The sequence below is a fragment of the Neobacillus vireti genome, assembly GCF_036962465.1.
GTDB classification, from domain to species: Bacteria; Bacillota; Bacilli; order Bacillales; family Cytobacillaceae; genus Neobacillus; species Neobacillus vireti_B.
The window spans coordinates 47306-65397 of sequence record NZ_JBALNF010000031.1 but is presented as its reverse complement, the minus strand read 5'-3'; the positions used below and the strand labels follow the sequence as shown (position 1 = coordinate 65397).

Annotated in this window: 13 protein-coding genes; 7 read left to right on the top strand and 6 right to left on the bottom strand. The window is 39.0% G+C overall.

The window, feature by feature from the left end; translation table 11 throughout:
- Nucleotides 1-78 precede the first annotated feature (78 nt).
- Together V7077_RS14075 and V7077_RS14070 are read right to left on the bottom strand one after the other, a co-directional pair.
- Entirely contained in the window at nt 79-1656 is a 1578-nt protein-coding gene (locus tag V7077_RS14075; protein WP_335502631.1) for a L,D-transpeptidase family protein, read from the bottom strand.
- Nucleotides 1657-1784: 128 nt separating this feature from the next.
- Nucleotides 1785-3686, bottom strand: coding sequence for an APC family permease (locus V7077_RS14070; RefSeq protein ID WP_335502628.1), 1902 nt, complete (start codon nt 3684-3686; stop codon nt 1785-1787).
- Between the two features lie 260 nt (nt 3687-3946).
- Between V7077_RS14070 and rluF the strand changes: the two genes are divergently transcribed.
- Entirely contained in the window at nt 3947-4654 is a 708-nt protein-coding gene (rluF, locus tag V7077_RS14065) for a 23S rRNA pseudouridine(2604) synthase RluF (RefSeq protein WP_420489651.1), read from the top strand.
- A 30-nt stretch (nt 4655-4684) separates the two neighbouring features.
- Here the strand turns inward: rluF and V7077_RS14060 are convergent, their stop codons facing one another.
- From V7077_RS14060 to V7077_RS14045, 4 genes are all read right to left on the bottom strand, one after another.
- Nucleotides 4685-6094: a sigma-54 interaction domain-containing protein gene (locus V7077_RS14060; protein ID WP_335502625.1), complete on the bottom strand. Its 1410-nt coding sequence runs from the start codon at nt 6092-6094 to the stop codon at nt 4685-4687.
- Between the two features lie 144 nt (nt 6095-6238).
- Nucleotides 6239-7204, bottom strand: coding sequence for a DUF561 domain-containing protein (locus V7077_RS14055; protein ID WP_335502624.1), 966 nt, complete (start codon nt 7202-7204; stop codon nt 6239-6241).
- A 35-nt stretch (nt 7205-7239) separates the two neighbouring features.
- Nucleotides 7240-8475, bottom strand: coding sequence for an L-lactate MFS transporter (locus tag V7077_RS14050; RefSeq protein WP_335502621.1), 1236 nt, complete (start codon nt 8473-8475; stop codon nt 7240-7242).
- Between the two features lie 75 nt (nt 8476-8550).
- Nucleotides 8551-10152, bottom strand: a complete 1602-nt coding sequence (locus V7077_RS14045) for an acyl CoA:acetate/3-ketoacid CoA transferase (protein ID WP_335502618.1) — start codon at nt 10150-10152, stop codon at nt 8551-8553.
- A gap of 829 nt (nt 10153-10981) precedes the next feature.
- Here V7077_RS14045 and V7077_RS14040 point away from each other — a divergent pair.
- The 6 genes from V7077_RS14040 to nspC all read left to right on the top strand — a co-directional run bounded on the left by V7077_RS14040 (nt 10982) and on the right by nspC (nt 18056).
- Complete coding sequence (locus V7077_RS14040) at nt 10982-12325, top strand: amino acid permease (protein ID WP_335502615.1); 1344 nt, start codon at nt 10982-10984, stop codon at nt 12323-12325.
- A gap of 136 nt (nt 12326-12461) precedes the next feature.
- A complete protein-coding gene (locus tag V7077_RS14035; protein WP_335502612.1) occupies nt 12462-13475 on the top strand; it encodes an SIS domain-containing protein in 1014 nt (337 codons plus the stop codon).
- Between the two features lie 68 nt (nt 13476-13543).
- Nucleotides 13544-14326, top strand: a complete 783-nt coding sequence (frlD, locus tag V7077_RS14030; RefSeq protein ID WP_335502609.1) for a fructoselysine 6-kinase — start codon at nt 13544-13546, stop codon at nt 14324-14326.
- Between the two features lie 66 nt (nt 14327-14392).
- Nucleotides 14393-15121, top strand: a complete 729-nt coding sequence (locus V7077_RS14025) for a GntR family transcriptional regulator (RefSeq protein ID WP_335502607.1) — start codon at nt 14393-14395, stop codon at nt 15119-15121.
- A gap of 567 nt (nt 15122-15688) precedes the next feature.
- Nucleotides 15689-16927, top strand: coding sequence for a saccharopine dehydrogenase family protein (locus tag V7077_RS14020; protein WP_335502604.1), 1239 nt, complete (start codon nt 15689-15691; stop codon nt 16925-16927).
- Nucleotide 16928: 1 nt separating this feature from the next.
- Entirely contained in the window at nt 16929-18056 is a 1128-nt protein-coding gene (gene nspC, locus V7077_RS14015) for a carboxynorspermidine decarboxylase (RefSeq protein WP_335502601.1), read from the top strand.
- Nucleotides 18057-18092: the final 36 nt, after the last annotated feature.

The following is an 18092-nucleotide window of genomic DNA, read 5'->3' as shown; positions in this document are numbered from 1 at the left end:
CTTAAAGCTTAGAGTTATATTTTCTTCTTAAATAAAAAAATTAGGCACCCGGTAAGGGGAACCTAATAATCAATTAAACTATTTAATTACTTTCCAAAACTCACCAGCAACCACTTGATAACCTAAAAGACTTAAGTGAATGCTTTGCGGATTTGGCAGGTAATTTGCGAAATTAGCTACGTTAATCACTTGTGCGGTCGGTACAAACGTATCACCATGCTGAAGAGCCTTTGCCTGGATCAGACCGTTAAAACCGGGCAGTAACTGGTCTAACTGTGCCTTCTGTAGTGCATCATATGGGAATGGGTTATAATAGCCCATTACATATACCTTTACCTTTGGATTCAACTGATCAATTTTACTTAAAATAGTGTTAATGTTCGCAGCAGTTGCACCAATTGCAGCTTGAACTTTAGTAGGATCCTTAGGATCCAGTTGAAGAACAGGAAGTATATCGTTGGCACCAATATCAATTGTAACGTGTGTTGCCTCTTTAATTTCCTTTTGAACATCTGGTTTATTTAATTGAGCAATGACATCTGCCGTTTTATAGCCTGATACACCAAAGTTATCAAAATCAACTACATCATATTCCGTTTTGAGGGATTCAGCAAGGTAGTTAGGATAGCCCCAATCTAAATCTACTCCGTTAACTGGAATTCGATCTACACCAAGTGGAGTCATACCAGCTGCTAGAGAATCTCCTAACGCCACGTATTGAACTTGCTGCCATGCACCATCAGGTCCTATTTTACGGCCATTAATGACGGTATTAGCTGCCATGATTCCGTTAGGGTAAGGATAAAAGTAGTACGATTTTCCGTCTATTCGTACCCAGCCCGTTTTCATGGCTCCAGTTTGCTCAAGGAAATATTTTTTTCCATCGATTACTAGCCACCCTGTTCTCATTGCTCCCGTTGGATCCAAGTAATATTTCTTTCCTCCGGTTACTAACCAGCCTGTTCTCATTACTCCCGTTGGATCCAAGTAGTATTTCTTTCCTCCAGTTACTAGCCACCCTGTTCTCATCACTCCTGTATGATCAAAGAAGTATTTTTTTCCTCCGATTGTTAACCAGCCATATTTAAGTGTTCCATTTACATAATAATAACAGTGTCCATTCTTTTGAACCCAGCCATTTGTAACATTAACTTTGACTCCGTTTGCTTTAGCAATGGCATCAAAGCTGCTACTAGAGTATGTGATGACAACCGGTGTATACTTTTGAACTCGGCTGTAAAGCCAGCGAATCTCCTGATTGTGCATCCGTACACAGCCATGGCTTACATATTTACCAATTGAGCTTTCATTTGCATTTCCATGTATTCCATACGTTGTTCCATATGTACCTCTTGCCTCTAATCCCATCCATCTGTCTCCCAATGGATTACGTGGATCGCCGCCAGGAATATGACCCTTATAATATGGACGGTTTACCATTTTGATAACAATTCTAAATTTACCCTCCGGGGTTAAATTTCTTGTTTTACCAGTAGCCACTTTAAAGGTTTTTACTAACTTTCCACCATCATAGAAAGCAAGAGTATTAACCTTTTTGTTAATAATAATCAATTGGGAACTGCCAGCTGCATCTGTTGGTGTAGTAAAGACCAAGATACTAAAAAGCAAAACAAAAATAACCAATAACTTCTTCATTTGCATCTCCCCATATATCTATGTATTTTACATTACAATAACATTTCGAATGAAAGATTTTTGTCATAATATGGTGAAAATGTTGTAATAGTTTATCATTCTATTAAAAATTCATTCGACATAAATGTTTATTTTTTTAAATGATAGGGGACAGTCGTAATTGCAATATCTTTATGATAGAGAAACCAAATTCTTAATAATAATGCACTTTGATTATGTAATAAATTGTGCCACCATTTTACCGGGATAAACTGGGGAATAAGGACATGAATCAGCTTGTCTTCATGCTTTTCTTCTATCACTTTGATTAATCTGGATAAAGGTTCAATTAGAGAGCGATATTTGCTTTTTAGACAAATTAATCGGCATGGAGTTCCCCAATCAGCCCATTTTTCCTTCATTTGATGAATCGCTTCATCATCATATCCTATATAAACTGCAATCACTTCATCATTTAAACTTTTAGCAAAGGTTAAAGTATTATTCACGATTCTATGAACACCAGAGACCAGAACAATCGAGATGACCTCCTTTGTTACAGGAAATGTTCTAAGGTCCAATTCTAATTCCAACATGATTGCTTCATAATGGCGGTGGATGGCTAAAGAAAACAGGATAAAAATAGGTAAAACAATAAGCACAATCCAAGCCCCGCCGCTGAATTTTGTCACGGAAAAGATGATTGCTACAATCGTTGTAATAATGGCCCCTACAATATTAACGGCAAACTTCAATTGCCAATAAGGTCCTTTTACCTTTAACCATCTGCGGATCAAACCAATTTGCGCAATACTAAAAGAGAGGAATACTCCTATGGCATATAAAGGGATTAAGGAATTTGTATGGGCTTGAAAACAGATAATAAGCAAGGCTGCAAACGATGCTAGAACAATAATCCCATTAGAATACCCCAGCCGGTCTCCCCTATTCAATAAAGCTCTAGGTAAAAATCCATCACCGGCCACAATCGCTCCAAGTTGTGAAAAGCCATTAAAGGTAGAATTTGCGGCCAATATTAATACAATAAAGGTAAACCAAATAATCAATTGATAGATGATTCCACTGCCAAAATAGATACTAGTTAATTGTGATAGCATAGTATTATTGGGATTAACAGAAATTCCATTAACATATAAGTGAAAAGAAAATCCGACTATCGTAACAGACGTAATAGTGCCTAATTCAATATACGCTTTAATGGCATTTTTTTGCTGCGGTTCACGAAAAACAGGAACAGAATTGGAAATGGTCTCGATTCCTGTTAAAGCGGAACAGGCTGAACTAAATGCCTTTAAGAGTATAAGGAGTGACAAACCCTCAGGTATTTTGCCAATTCTTGGTGTAGATTCTTTTATAAAACCGTGCTGAAATCCATCGATAAATCCCACGGTAATAATTACAAGCATACAAACCATAAAGCAGATGGTAGGCCAAGCTAGTATTCTAGCAGATTCCGCCACCCCTCTTAAATTAAAAATAACTAAGAGAAGCACACAAACAATCGCCAGAACCGTTTTATACGGTACTAATATAGGATAGGCTGAAACTAATGCCTCCATTGCAGCGGATATAGACACAGCTACAGTAAGAATATAATCTATTAATAGGGAACTCGAAGCAACTAAAGCAATCCATTTGGACTTAAAATTGTCCTTTGCAATTGCATATGCTCCCCCGCCGTTTGGATAGGCTAAAATGCCCATGATATAAGATAAGATTAGTATCCCCAGAAGCAGAACGGCAGCAATTGTTATCGGAATGAGTAACCATTTTGCCGCTTCTCCAAAGGGTGCAAGTTCTGACAGGCCTGCTTCGGGTCCGTATGCTACCGATGAATACAAATCGGCTGCAAGAATTGGAAGGGCAATAAACCAAAATAACTTAGTATGCTGACTATACAGTTCCGCCGTTCGCAATGGACGCCCCACCAAGATTTTTTTTACACTTTTGAAATTATGAATAGAATACCAAATAGAACCTACAGCCATAATTCCTAAAACCCAATCAAGCAACCTTACCCAATGGGTCATACTAAAGACTCCTTCCGTACTGAACGCACCTAAAGGAATTTAACTACTTACATCAAAATAATTATAGTTCTATCAGCCAAAAAAACAACCCAACTTCTTCCAATATTTATGAATTATTTATTAACTTAAATTTCTGTTTAAAGCAGCATTATTAGTATGCAAATAGATGTAATGGTGACAGGCACCACTTGAACTGCTTGAAAAGAATAATAAAAGTAGGGTATTCTTAAGTGACAATTCCACTTAAGGTTGTGGTTATTATGAGGATTAATAAATTTATTAGTGAGTCGGGTAAGTCTTCTAGGCGAGGAGCAGATAAGTTAATTAGCGAGGGCAGGGTCACGATTAATGGCCAGGTTGCTCAAATGGGCAGCCAGGTAGAGCCCGGTGATTTGGTTCGGATTGATGGGAATCCTATTAAAGTGAAGAAAGAATATGTTTATATTGCCTTAAATAAACCAGTCGGAATTACAAGTACGACTGAAAGGCATATAAAAGGGAATATCGTTGACTTTGTAAATCACCCCATGCGGATTTTTCATATTGGCAGGCTGGATAAGGACTCAGACGGCCTCATCCTCCTAACAAATGACGGAGATATTGTAAATGAAATTCTCCGCGCTGAAAATAAACATGAAAAAGAATATATTGTTACCGTAAATAAGCCGATTACACCGGAATTTGTAAAGAAAATGGCCAGCGGGGTGGAAATCCTAAATACCAAAACACTTCCATGTAAAGTCACACAGCTTTCAAAATATGTCTTTCAAATTATTCTAACCCAAGGACTTAACCGGCAAATCCGCCGCATGTGTGCCGCTTTAGGCTATGAGGTGGCCAGATTGCAGCGGACCAGGATCATGAATATTCATTTGGGAAAACTGCCAATTGGCCAGTGGCGGGATTTAACCAAAAAGGAAAAAGAGCAATTGTTTGACGATCTTAACTATCGGCCTCGAGAATGGTAAATAAAAAAGGATGAATCAATAAAAATTGGTTCATCCCTTTATTTCACTTCGTTCTGCTTCCAGAACATTCTCCATCTTCTTCAGCTTTCGATAAATAACCGAGCGGTCAATTCCTATTTTTTTGGCAGCTTCTGTTGCATTCCCATTAAATGTTTCAAGTATATGGGTAATATATCTTCCCTCGACGATGGCAGTAAAATCTTTTAATGTATACTGTTTATCTATATTGCTTTTGATAAAGTGGTCAAGTGCAAACCAATCTGTGATGAGTTCCTCATCTGATGGTTTGATGCTTTGTTGTTCTGTAATCACCAAGCGTTCTACATAATTCCTTAGTTCCCTGGCATTCCCAGGCCAATCTAATTTAAGCATTTTTTGAAATTCGTCCGCACTAAGGACGAGCTGTTCCTGATACTTCTCATTAAATTCTGCTAAGAAATAGGATATTAAACCGACAACGTCTAATTTTCGATTTCTCAGTGGCGGGATATGAATTGGAATGACGTTAATCCGATAATATAAATCCTCACGGAACATACCCTTTTTAACCATCTTCCATAAGTCACGATTCGTCGCGGCAATGATCCGGCAATTGATGGAGACATTCTGTACACCGCCGACACGCCTTACTTCATTATTATCCATCACTCTCAACAATTTGGCCTGCAGGTCGAGCGGCATTTCAGCAATTTCATCCAAAAACAACACCCCATCATGAGCCAACTCAATAATACCTTTCTTCATCGCATCTGCCCCAGCAAAGGCACCTTTCTCATAACCAAACAGTTCTTGTTCAAAAATGTGAGGTGGAATGGCTGCACAGTTAATCGTGACAAATGGACCTTGAGAACGGTCACTTTTACGATGGATATAGCGGGCCACAACTTCCTTTCCAGTTCCTGATTCGCCATAGATTAAGACTTTGCTGTCATAGGAGGCAATTTGATTGCAGACCTTGACAATTTGTTTCATCGATAAGCTCTCAGCGACAAAACCAATTTCAGCACCTGTGTCCATTTTATCTTCTTTACTTTTATTATTAATAGTTAAGATAGTAGGGTCGACATTGAAGATCGGGAATTTTCCGTTATATTCATTGGAAGTTGTTACAACAAGCTGAACCTCTCCATCCTTTTGTAGAATAGGAATGGATGTCGACTTAATATGGAATCCCCGGTTCGTATCAACCGTCCTGGATACCCTTTGCTTTGTTTCAATTGCCTCCATGGTAATAGAACGTTTGTAATAACCCGCTTTCACCAAATCCTGCACGTTCATTTTTAACAATTCATCCAGTGATATACCAATTGTCAATGCGGTAAACTCATTCGAAATTAATATATTTCCTTTCCCGTCCGTAACAAATAAAGTGGAAGGTAAATCGTTGATATCCTGAACCTTAAAGTTATTTTTAGCTTTTTCAATCGACTTTTTCTTCATCTAGATCAACACCCTCCTACCATCTTTGATTCTTTCATTATAATGAAAAAGCACTATCAAGACAGTGGATATATTATGACAATTCCAGTAAAACAGTAAAAAAACAGCACCTAGAACGTAAGGTGCTGTTCAACTAGTATAGTTTTAAGCTAACACTAACTCTTTTTCTTCTTCCACCACTGTTATTTTGCCTAATCTGTTTAACACTTCTTGAGCTTCTGCAAACATGCTGGTAATCATTTCTTCAACCGTTGTAATTTCATTGATTAAGCCGCAAATCTGTCCAGCCATAACCGATCCACGATCTGTGTCTCCTTCAAACACAGCTTTACGTAAAGACCCTAAAGAAATCTTTTCTAGTTCATCACGGGAAGCATTTTTATTTTCAAGCTCCAGGAATTCCGCAATCATGCTGTTTTTAATACTGCGTACTGGTCCGCCAAGGCTGCGGCCTGTAACCGTTGTGCTCGTATCATCTGCGTTAATAACCGCCAGTTTGAAGTTTTCGTGTGTCGGGCATTCAACCGTTGCTAAGAAACGTGTTCCGACTTGAACACCTTGCGCACCTAAGGCAAAGGCTGCTGCGATGCCGCGTCCATCGGCAATACCGCCTGCTCCCACGACAGGTATTGAAACCGCACTGGCTACTTGCGGCAAGAGCGCCATGGTTGTTGTTTCACCAACATGGCCGCCTGCCTCTGTACCTTCTGCGACAATCGCATCCACACCTAACGCTTCCATTTTCTTGGCAATCTTTACAGAAGGAACAACTGGAATAACTTTAATCCCATGCTCTTTAAAAGTAGGCATATATGGCGCTGGTGTTCCTGCACCAGTTGTGACAATTTTTACACCCTCTTCGATCACAACTTCAATAAGTTCAGGGATGTTTTTCATCATTAGCATTAAATTAACAGCGAATGGCTTATTTGTAATTTCTTTTGTTTTTCTAATCTCTTCACGGAGGCGATCAGCGGTAAGTCCGCCAGAACCGATAATTCCTAATCCACCGGCATTTGATACAGCTCCTGCAAGTGGAGCAAGCGCAATTTGTGCCATACCGCCTTGAAAAATGGGATATTTAATTCCTAATAATGTTGTAATACTCATGTCAACTTCCTCCTATTATTCTATTTGATTTATGATTAAGCCACTTTTGACTTAGTTGGGCTAGTTAGTTGTTTCTTTTCCATGGATTTAAAAATAAAGGTTAACGCGAAACCAACAAGTGAAATCACTAATGCAATATAAAAAGCATTTGTAAACTGTCCACCGTTTGCCGCTGCAACTGAATTGGCTATTCTAGGACCAAAGAAGGCTGCGCCAGAGTAGCCAATAAAGGTCACTCCATAGTTGATGCCATAATATTTCATTCCGAACTTCTCACCTACAATAGAAGGGAAAATTCCCATTGTACCGCCAAAGCATAGGCCAATACCGATAATGGCAACCGCAAAGCCAGCCACAGAAGTAGATAAGGCAATCGTTAACATCATTGCTGCAATGACAATATAGATAACCATTAGACATTTTGTCCGGCCGATTTTATCAGAAATCGCACCCCAGAAGACACGTCCAGAACAGTTACTTAATGAATATAAACTTACAAATAATGCTGCAGTTGCAGGTGTTAATCCAAACATCGTTTGTCCAATAACAGAAGCATTTGAAGTAACCATCATTCCGGAAAGAGCGCCGATTAAGAACAAACTTGCAATCACGTAAAAGATTGGCTTTTTAATCATTTCAGTCCAAGGAATGTTGATACCAGCCTTATTTGCACCGCTAACTACAGGCGGTGTCCATCCTTCTGGAATAAACCCTGCTGGACATGCTTTTACGAATAAGCCTCCCCCTAAAATCACCACTAAAAATGAAATTCCTAGCGTAATAAGAGCAGATTGGACACCATTGCTGGTAATTAGAGCATTGGCAATCGGTGCTATTACGATCGTTCCACCGCCATAGCCTGCTGTGACAATCCCTGCAGCAAGACCTCTTTTATCTGGGAACAGTTTAACGGAGTTACCAATAGTAGCTGAGTAAACAATACCTTGTCCAATTCCTGTAATAACGCCATAGGTAATGTACAGCATCCATGGTGCAGTTGCTAAGCCTGATAAAATAAAGCCCAAGCCAAACATCGAACCACCAAGGAAGATGGCTGTTCTTGCACCGCCTTTATCAACCAATTTCCCCCCCAAAATCATCGGAATTGGCGAAATGGCACCATTAATGGTAAAAGCCATCATGATTTCCGGCATGGTGACATGGAAAACGTTTGTTAACGGCATTGCAAAAATACTAAAAGCGTAGATGGCACCCACACATATGTTAATGATGGTTGATGCGATAAGAATGGTCCAACGATTAAGTTTCATCTTATAAAATCCTTCCCTTTTTGGATTTGCCAGCAACCTGGTACATTCGCCATGCCGCCAGCGGTTATTTATCAATTACCTAGTGGAAACTAATTCAGGTTCATTTCTAGCTGCACTTTTCTCTTCAATAATAGCGCTCAATTTTCCCCAATTTTCTTGGAACATGGCTGCATCCATTTCTCTTAGATCTGCTGAAATAACCGGGATAAATTCCATTTGTTCTAAGATATCCTTTTGTAAATCGACACCCGGAGCGATTTCTGTTAAGGTGACTCTACCATCTAACAGTTCAAAAACAGCACGCTCGGTTACATAAACGACCGGCTGATTAATTTGTGAAGCATATGAACCACTGAACGTAATTTGCTGTACCTTTTTAATAAATTTCTTTGCTTTTCCTTCTTGTAAGATTTGCAGTTTGCCGTCTTCGACTTTTACTTGAAGACCACCGGCTGTGAACGTTCCAGCAAAGACTAGTTTTTTAGCGGATTGAGAGATATTAATGAATCCGCCGCAGCCAGCTACACGGGTACCAAATTTGCTGACATTTACGTTGCCGAATTCGTCAGTCTGTGCCAATCCAAGAACGGACAAATCAATGCCGCCTCCATCATAAAAATCAAATTGGGCATCATGGTCGACAATTGCTTCAGAGTTATAGGCATGACCGAAATCTTTCAAACCAGCTGGAACACCGCCAATTGAACCTGCTTCGGTTGTAAGCATTAATTGATCGCTTACACCTTCTTCTGCTGCAACCGTACCAACACAAACGGGTATTCCTACACCAAGATTTAAGATGGTATTAGGCTTTAGTTCAGCAGCGGAACGGCGAGCAATGACTTTCCTTTCGTCAAGAGGAAGGGCTTCAATTCCTTCAACCGGAATTTTGACCTGTCCAGAAAAGGCCGGATTATAATAAGTGTTTTCGGTTTGGTAATGATTTTCTGGCTTTGCTACCACAATATAGTCCACTAAAATTCCCGGAACTTTAATATCCTTTGGATTCAGTGTGCCATTTTTCGCGACTGTCTCGACCTGTGCTATGACGATTCCACCAGAATTATGGACTGCTTGTGCTACCGGCAGAACCTCCATGTGCAATCCTTCTTTTTCAAGCGTTAAGTTGCCATTCTCATCTGCAACTGTTCCACGGATTAACCCTACCTGAATTGGAAATGACTTATAGAATAGCCACTCGTCTCCTTCTATCTCAATAACCTTGACGATATCCTCTTTAGTAGACGGTGACATCTTTCCCCCTTCTACACGCGGGTCCACAAATGTTCCCATTCCAACTTTTGTAATTACACCTGGCCGTTTTGCTGCGATTTCCCGGTATAACTGGGTGATAACACCTTGGGGCAGGTTGTAAGCTTCACATTTGTCTTCTTCAATTAATTTCGCCATACCTGGAGAGGCGATCGCAATTCCGCCAATCCAGCGTTTTACAAGTCCCTCATAGCCAAGATGACTCATTCCTTTATCACGACGGTTACCCACTGCACTCGAATGCATAATCGTTAAATTCTTAGGGTGACCTGATTGTAAAAAACGTTCTTCAATAGAAATTCCCATCTCTTCTGCCCAGCAAGATAATCCGAAGCCTGTTGCGGCAACTGTATCTCCATCCTTGATTAGCTCGGCAGCTTTAACAGCTGAAATAACTTTTGACATGTCTACTCACTCCTTAATATTACTTGTGAATATTTTCACAAATCGAGGTATAAATAAATACCAAGATGTTGATAGGTATAAATTATTTGTGAATCGTTTCACAATATTACCGAAAAAATTTTTGACTAGAAACAGGGGTTTGTAATTGTCTTGTGAACCATTTCACATTTACATCCTATGATAAAAAAAATCGACGGTCAAGCAGGTAAAAAGGGCCCAAAAATCACTTTTAGACTGTGGCTTTTTTGCGACTTTTGAGATTAGCTGCCCCTCCTTGCAAATGGTTTAGGTACGAAGAAAAAACAGTCACAGTAATAAATTGCTTAACCTAAAATTCAATCCTTATAAAGGACTTTTATCCATTTTGTAAAAAAGCTACATAATTAACCTAAATTTTATTTATCCTATCTTTTTTAAACTTATTCCAAGAGTTCATATGAAGGAACAATCGTCAGAAAAACTTAAAAAAATTTTTTCCTGCCTTCATTCTATTAAAAATCGCATTAATACAACAACCTAATTAACCGGAAGATAGACTATTTTAAATGACGAAACTATTTATTTGAATATATTTAAAATTTCCTATTGAAAATAATGTAATGTTTAATTATAATACAAGACATAACAAATAAAGCGTTTCCAAGCAAGCAAAAAGGAGGTGATATAGGGGAAATTATCTTAAAAGTCTTCAACAATAGGATTACAAAGGCGTTAGCACCTTAGAAATTATGGGAACAAAATTATCAAAATCCGCAAAATGCATTCATTAAAATCATTTGAAAGAATAAGGAAATGGAAATCTTAAAATCTGCATTTGGAGGAACTCTTTATGAGTAATGGCACTCTTACACGAAAACTGGGTTTTTGGTCAGCTCTAGCGATTGCGGTTGGAACTACTGTTGGATCAGGTATCTTTGTTTCATCCGGTGATGTTGCAAAAGCAGCAGGAACACCTTCTATTTCAATTTTAGCCTGGATTATCGGCGGCCTTATCGCAATACCGCAGGTAATGGTATTAGCAGAATTATCGACTGCTTACCCTGAAAATGGAAGCGGTTACGTATATCTGAATAAAGCCGGTTGGAGACCTCTTGCCTTTCTATATGGATGGGCGACGTTCTGGGCGTTAGATCCCCCTTCTATCTCTATTATGGCTTTAGCAATTGTTTCTTACCTTGCTACCTTTTTTCCTTTCTTTTCTGGAATAGCTGGTAAGTTGTTGGGGGTTGCGATTATCTTAGTCATTACCGCCATCCATTATCGAAGTGTAAAAGAAGGGGGACTATTCCAAGTTATTATCACTGCTGTTAAGATCATTCCTTTCATTATTGTCATTGCTTTAGGGTTGATGTATATGAAAGCTGGTAATTTTTCATATGTGCCTGCGCATGGAGCTGTAAAAACAAGTTTAATCGGAGGCGTATCGGCAACAACATGGGCCTATACAGGGATGGCAGCGATTTGTTTTATGGCTGGCGAATTTAAAAATCCCGGAAAAATACTCCCACGTGCACTCATTAGCTCGGTATTTATTGTACTAGCTTTGTACACATTGCTTGCCATTTGTGTTATCGGCTTAATGCCATTTGATAAATTAATCCATTCAAATGCTGCTGTTTCAGAGGCAGTAAGTTATATCCCAGGTCTTTCTCATATTGCTTCTTCTTTTGTCGCAACTACTGCCATTATTGTTATTCTTGGATCCTTAAGCTCCTGTATTATGTTTCAGCCTCGTTTGGAGTATGCGATGGCGAAAGATGGCCTATTTTTCCAACGTTTTGCCAGGGTCCATCCTAAATATGAAACTCCTAGTTTTTCCATTATTATTCAGGTTACGTATGCTTGTATTCTCGTGTTTATGAGTAATTTAACAGCCTTACTTGGGTACTTCACCCTTATTCAGCTCGTCATTAATATTTTGGACTTTGCAGCTGTATATAAATGCCGTAAACGGGATGATTATAACCCAATCTACCGAATGCCACTGTGGAAATTAACCACTATTTTAGCCATCCTTGGTGCCTCATGGCTTGCCTGGGGAACCTTCACTTGGGCCCCTTGGCAAGGTATGATTGCAGCATTTATTGTCATTGCAACCGGACTTCCTGTTTACTTTTACTGGAATAAACGGTATGGGTCCGCAAGTAAAAAGGACAATGATGTAGTGGCATGATCTGATTAATAGGAAGTTAGCTCCACTGTACTAACTTCCTATTTTTTAAATACTCATTGCATTATTTGTTATATTTAATTATAATACAAGACATAACAAATAGATTTATGCACCATATAAAAGGAGGATCAAGTCCATGTTGAAATTTGATGAAGAATTATTCCTTACGCTTGTTGAAAAAGAGGGCCTTGCATTTAGAGGGGAAATTGAAGGTTTTGTCGATGAAATCTGCCAAAAAGGCTACAAGAACATTTTCCTTATCGGTGCAGGCGGCACCATTGCCATGATGTATCCCTATGAGTATATTCTAAAATCAAACTCTACGATTGACGTTCATGCAGAAATTGCAGCGGAGTTTATGGTTATGAACCATAAGCATTTCAGTAAAGATTCAGTTTGTATCTTTACCTCTGTTTCCGGAACAACGAAAGAAACCCTTGAAGCTGCCGAGTACTGTAAAGAAAAAGGAGCCACAACCATTGCATTAGTCGCAGAGCCGAATACACCATTAACAAAAATGGTCGACTATTGTATAACTACAGGTTCAGAAAAACATTCTTTTGATACTTTTTATCTGCTTCTCTACATGGTTATCTTCCGATTTATGTATAACCATGATGAATTTCCTCAATATGAACAATTTACGAAGGAAGTTACTTTACTCCCACGTGCGATTCTGAATGCTGTTAAATCTTTTGATCAAAAAGCTGAGCAATTTGCGATTAAACATAAAGATACAGATTATCACATGATGGTTGGTTCTGGTAATTTATGGGGAAATACTTATTGCTATGCGATGTGTGTTTTAGAGGAAATGCAATGGATCCATGCTAAATCCATTCATGCTGCTGAGTTTTTCCACGGTACGCTTGAACTTGTCGTCGAAGATACAAGTGTGATTTTACTAAAAGGCGAAGATGAAACAAGGCCTCTTATGGAGCGTGTAGAAAGATTTGTTGAGAATATAACAAAAAATGTAACGATTATTGATACAAAAGATTTTGAGATGGAAGGGATCAGTGAAGAATTTAGAAAACACTTTGCTGTTAGCATTAATTGGTCCGTGTTAAGCAGAATCAGTGTCTATCTTGAGCGTGAACGGAACCATTCGTTGGAACTTAGAAGATACTATCGCCAAATGGAATATTAGAAAGTGATGAATGAGCACTACTCGTAGTGCTCGTTTCTTCTTAAAAAAGGAAAAGCGGGGATAAAACTATGAAAATAGCTGCTGTCGGAGATAACTGTATGGATGTTTATCAAGCAAACGGGAAGGCCTATCCTGGAGGAAATCCGGTCAATGTCGCTGTCTATTTAAAAGGTTTGGGTGCTGAATCATCCTATGTTGGCTGGGTTGGGGCTGATTCATACGGTGAGGATATGATTCGCGCTATCGAAAACAAGGGCGTAGATACCACTCATCTTTCTCAAAAGGAAGGAAAAACGGCTATTACCTATGTTGAATTAGTTGGAAATGATCGCAAATTTGGAGAATACAATGAAGGTGTAATGGCTGACTTCACCTTAACGCCGGAGGAAATTACTTTTATCGGAACACACAATTGCGTACATGCTGGAATTTGGGGACATGTGGAGCAATATTATCCAGCATTTAAAGAAATGGGGCTGCTTACCTCATTTGATTTTTCAAACCAATTAAATGACCCCCTTGTCAAAACATTACCACCGTTTGTCGATTATGCCTTTTTTTCCTATACACAAGATGATGCCTATATACGTCAGTATTTAAAGGAAGTTAAAAACCTTGGCTCAAAGGTTGCTGTGGCAACATTAGGCGAAAACGGTTCTCTTGCCTATGATGGCCAGCAATTTCACCAATTAGGTGTAATAGAAGAGAATGTAGTCGATACAATGGGGGCAGGCGATTCCTTTATTTCAGGTTTTATTTATGGAATAATGAAAGGCTGTACCATTAACGAATGTTTACAGTTAGGTACAGAAACAGCTGCGAAAACGATTCAATATTTCGGTGCATGGTGACTAGGACTGGACTCTCGATGTATAATAGATACTATAATTTATTGACGGATAAGGATGAAGCAAGTAATGAATTTAAATCCTTCTACTCCCCAGCCACTCTATATGCAAATAAGGCAAATGTTGAAAAATGATATCCAGCAAGGTAAATATAAACCCGATGAACAAATACCAACTGAAGCCGAACTTTGTGAAATTTATAACGTAAGTCGGATTACCATCCGAAAAGCAATTGAAGAGTTGGTAAAGGACGGAACATTAACACGAATTCCACGGAGAGGAACGTATGTTACCTCAAAAAAGTTTCATAACGAGTTGATATCTGTAAGCGGGTTCTCAGAGTTCAGCCACCAGCTGGGCATGACCCCTAATTCTCGAATCTTAAAAAGCGAGGTCATACTTGCAACTGAGGAGATCGCAGAATATCTTAAGGTTGAGGAAGGAAGCCCAATTTTGGAACTTGAGCGGCTTATGTATGTAAATGATCGTCCTCTTTTTTATGATTTTGCCCATTTCTCTTTAATTCGATTCCCTGATCTCGAAAAGAAAATTGTTGGAAATGAATCAACGTATAAAATTCTTTTGAACGATTACCAAACCGAAATTGTCAGTAATGATAAAATTATTGATGTTATTGGTGCCACAAAAGACTATGCTAAATGGCTGGAGTGCGATATTGGGGCTAATCTCTTTAAAATTTTAAAGATTTCATTTAATTTAGCGGATGAACCTGTCCACCTCTCTACCTTTATGTGTGAAACAAACAAGGTTAAACTTACGGTTCATCGAGCAAAATAGATCATATAAGTTTGGTGCCACCTTTTTTATATATTTTTTTAAAATTTCCTCTTGCATTTATGTTTATATACTGCTAACATGAAGTAGCATGATTTTGGAAAGCAAAAATATTTAAATATATCTGGATCTTTCCAAGCAGATAACATTGACCACTTCTTTGGAAGTTAAGGCCATACGGACAGCCGGGTCAACTGCCGATTGGCAACTTTGGTTGCCTTATTGATTGAGTTAAAAGCTCAAATTTTATAAGTTGGTTACTTTACAACCAGTGCACATGCACACAACTTGTGAAACGGTCAATAAGAGTGGTAAAAGTGATTATTTGCTATATAGACTCTGATCCTAAATGATATATGTTAAATATTAAAAAGCTTTCTGCCAAAATGTTTGATGACTTGGTAGAGTATAGATATGACCTTTTGTCATGGATATACTTGATTTTTAATATTGAATATATCAAAGCAAGTGTTGTGCGCAATTAATTCCTGCGTTTTGCACTTGCTTTTTTTGTTGTTTCGGAATTCCGTTTTGCTTTTTAAAAAATCTACTACGTTAGGAGATATGAAAATGGGAAAAGCGCTAATTATCGGGGCTGGCGGCGTAGCATCTGTTGCTGTCCATAAATGTGTTCAAAACAGTGAAGTATTTGAAGAAATCTGTATTGCAAGCCGTACAAAATCAAAATGTGATGAATTAAAAGCAAAGCTTGATGGCGGCAAGACTAAAATTACTACTGCCCAAGTGGATGCGGATAATGTAGAAGAGTTAATCGCATTAATTAATGAAGTAAAACCGGATATCGTAATGAACTTAGCATTACCATACCAGGATTTAACGATTATGGATGCATGTCTTGCAACAAAGACACACTATATGGATACTGCAAACTATGAGCCAGAAGATACAGCTAAATTCGAATATAAATGGCAGTGGGAATACAAAGAGCGCTTTGAAAAAGCCGGTATTACAGCCCTTTTAGGCAGCGGCTTTGACCCAGGTGTAACAGGCGTATTCTCCGCTTATGCATTAAAACATTATTTTGACGAAATCGAATATATCGACATTCTTGACTGTAACGGCGGCGACCATGGCTATCCTTTCGCAACAAATTTCAACCCTGAAATTAATATCCGCGAAGTTTCTGCTAACGGACGTTACTGGGAAAATGGCGAATGGATCGAAACAGAGCCAATGGAAATCAAGCGCGAATACGACTTTGCTGAAGTTGGCAAAAAAGATATGTACTTGTTATATCATGAAGAGCTTGAGTCTCTAGCTCAAAACATCCCTGGACTTAAGCGTATCCGTTTCTTCATGACATTTGGCCCAAGCTATCTGATGCACTTGAAGGCCCTTGAAAATGTAGGAATGACTTCTATTGAGCCAATTGAATTTGAAGGTAAACAAATTATTCCTCTTCAATTCTTGAAGGCTGTATTACCAGATCCAGCCTCCCTTGGACCTCGTACAGTTGGTAAAACAAACATCGGCTGTATTTTCAGAGGGAAAAAGGATGGAAAAGACAAAACATATTATGTCTACAATGTATGTGACCACCAAGAGTGCTATAAAGAAGTAGGCTCTCAAGCCATTTCTTATACGACAGGTGTTCCTGCAATGATCGGTGCTGCAATGATCCTAACTGGCAAATGGAATAAAGCTGGTGTCTTCAATATTGAAGAATTTGATCCAGATCCATTCATGGAAGAGTTAAACAAATGGGGACTTCCATGGGTAGAAGACTTTAATCCAGTTCTAGTTGATGATGAGCCTGCTGAGAAAAAAGCAACGGAGCTTGTAAAATAAGATGCGGTTTGAAGAACTACCAACACCGTGTTATGTCATCGATGAAGGTCTCGTCGAACGAAATCTAAAAATCCTAAACGGTGTTATGCAGCGTACAGGAGCAAAGATTGTTTTGGCACAAAAGGCATTTTCTATGACAACAATGTATCCCCTCATTGGAAAATATTTAAGTGGAACGACAGCAAGTGGATTATTTGAAGCACGTTTAGGCTATGAGGAAATGGGCAAAGAAAATCACGTCTTTGCCCCCGCCTACCGTGAAGATGAAATAGATGAAATTATCTCGATTTGTGATCATATTATCTTTAATTCGTTCTCACAGTTGGAGAAGTTTAAAGATAAAGCTCTAGAAGCCGGCAAAAAAGTGGGCTTGCGCATTAATCCTGAATGCTCTACACAAATAGGACATGCAATCTATGACCCGTGTTCACCAGGTTCAAGATTTGGTGTCATTAAAGAGCATTTCCGTCCCGATTTACTGGATGGCGTTTCAGGACTGCATTTCCATACGCTTTGTCAGCAAAACTCTGATGACTTAGAAACCACTTTAAATGCGGTGGAAGAAAAGTTCGGCGAGTGGCTTCCGCAAATGCAGTGGATCAACTTTGGCGGCGGTCATCATATTACAAGAGAAGATTATGATATTCCTAGATTAGAAGCTTGTATTAAGAGAATGCAGGAGAAATACGGTTTAGAAGTGTATCTAGAGCCGGGTGAAGCGGTAGCTCTTAACGCGGGCTATCTAGTTACAACCGTACTTGATACCCATCAAAATAAAATGGATCTTGCCATTCTTGACACATCTGCATCCTGCCATATGCCGGATGTATTAGAAATGCCTTATCGTCCTCCTCTTTTTGGCTCAGGAGAAGCAGGAGAAAAACCTTATACTTATCGACTAGGCGGACAAACTTGCCTGACAGGCGATATCATCGGGGATTACTCCTTTGATGAGCCGCTAAAGAGCGGTGACCGTTTAGTATTTGGCGATATGGCCATCTATACAATGGTCAAAAACACCACATTCAACGGCATGCCATTACCAGCCATCGCGGTCCAAAAAGCAGATGGCGACTGTGAAGTTGTACGCGAATTTGGCTACCAAGACTTTAAAATGAGATTAGCTTAAAATACGCAGAGATATACGCAGAGGGACGGTTCTCAT

Bases quoted from the DNA above. Each gene is read 5' to 3' on its own strand.
- V7077_RS14075 (WP_335502631.1), bottom strand. From the start codon at position 1,656: ATGAAGAAGTTATTGGTTATTTTTGTTTTGCTTTTTAGTATCTTGGTC.
- V7077_RS14070 (WP_335502628.1), bottom strand. From the start codon at position 3,686: ATGACCCATTGGGTAAGGTTGCTTGATTGGGTTTTAGGAATTATGGCT.
- rluF (WP_420489651.1), top strand. From the start codon at position 3,947: ATGAGGATTAATAAATTTATTAGTGAGTCGGGTAAGTCTTCTAGGCGA.
- V7077_RS14060 (WP_335502625.1), bottom strand. From the start codon at position 6,094: ATGAAGAAAAAGTCGATTGAAAAAGCTAAAAATAACTTTAAGGTTCAG.
- V7077_RS14055 (WP_335502624.1), bottom strand. From the start codon at position 7,204: ATGAGTATTACAACATTATTAGGAATTAAATATCCCATTTTTCAAGGC.
- V7077_RS14050 (WP_335502621.1), bottom strand. From the start codon at position 8,475: ATGAAACTTAATCGTTGGACCATTCTTATCGCATCAACCATCATTAAC.
- V7077_RS14045 (WP_335502618.1), bottom strand. From the start codon at position 10,152: ATGTCAAAAGTTATTTCAGCTGTTAAAGCTGCCGAGCTAATCAAGGAT.
- V7077_RS14040 (WP_335502615.1), top strand. From the start codon at position 10,982: ATGAGTAATGGCACTCTTACACGAAAACTGGGTTTTTGGTCAGCTCTA.
- V7077_RS14035 (WP_335502612.1), top strand. From the start codon at position 12,462: ATGTTGAAATTTGATGAAGAATTATTCCTTACGCTTGTTGAAAAAGAG.
- frlD (WP_335502609.1), top strand. From the start codon at position 13,544: ATGAAAATAGCTGCTGTCGGAGATAACTGTATGGATGTTTATCAAGCA.
- V7077_RS14025 (WP_335502607.1), top strand. From the start codon at position 14,393: ATGAATTTAAATCCTTCTACTCCCCAGCCACTCTATATGCAAATAAGG.
- V7077_RS14020 (WP_335502604.1), top strand. From the start codon at position 15,689: ATGGGAAAAGCGCTAATTATCGGGGCTGGCGGCGTAGCATCTGTTGCT.
- nspC (WP_335502601.1), top strand. From the start codon at position 16,929: ATGCGGTTTGAAGAACTACCAACACCGTGTTATGTCATCGATGAAGGT.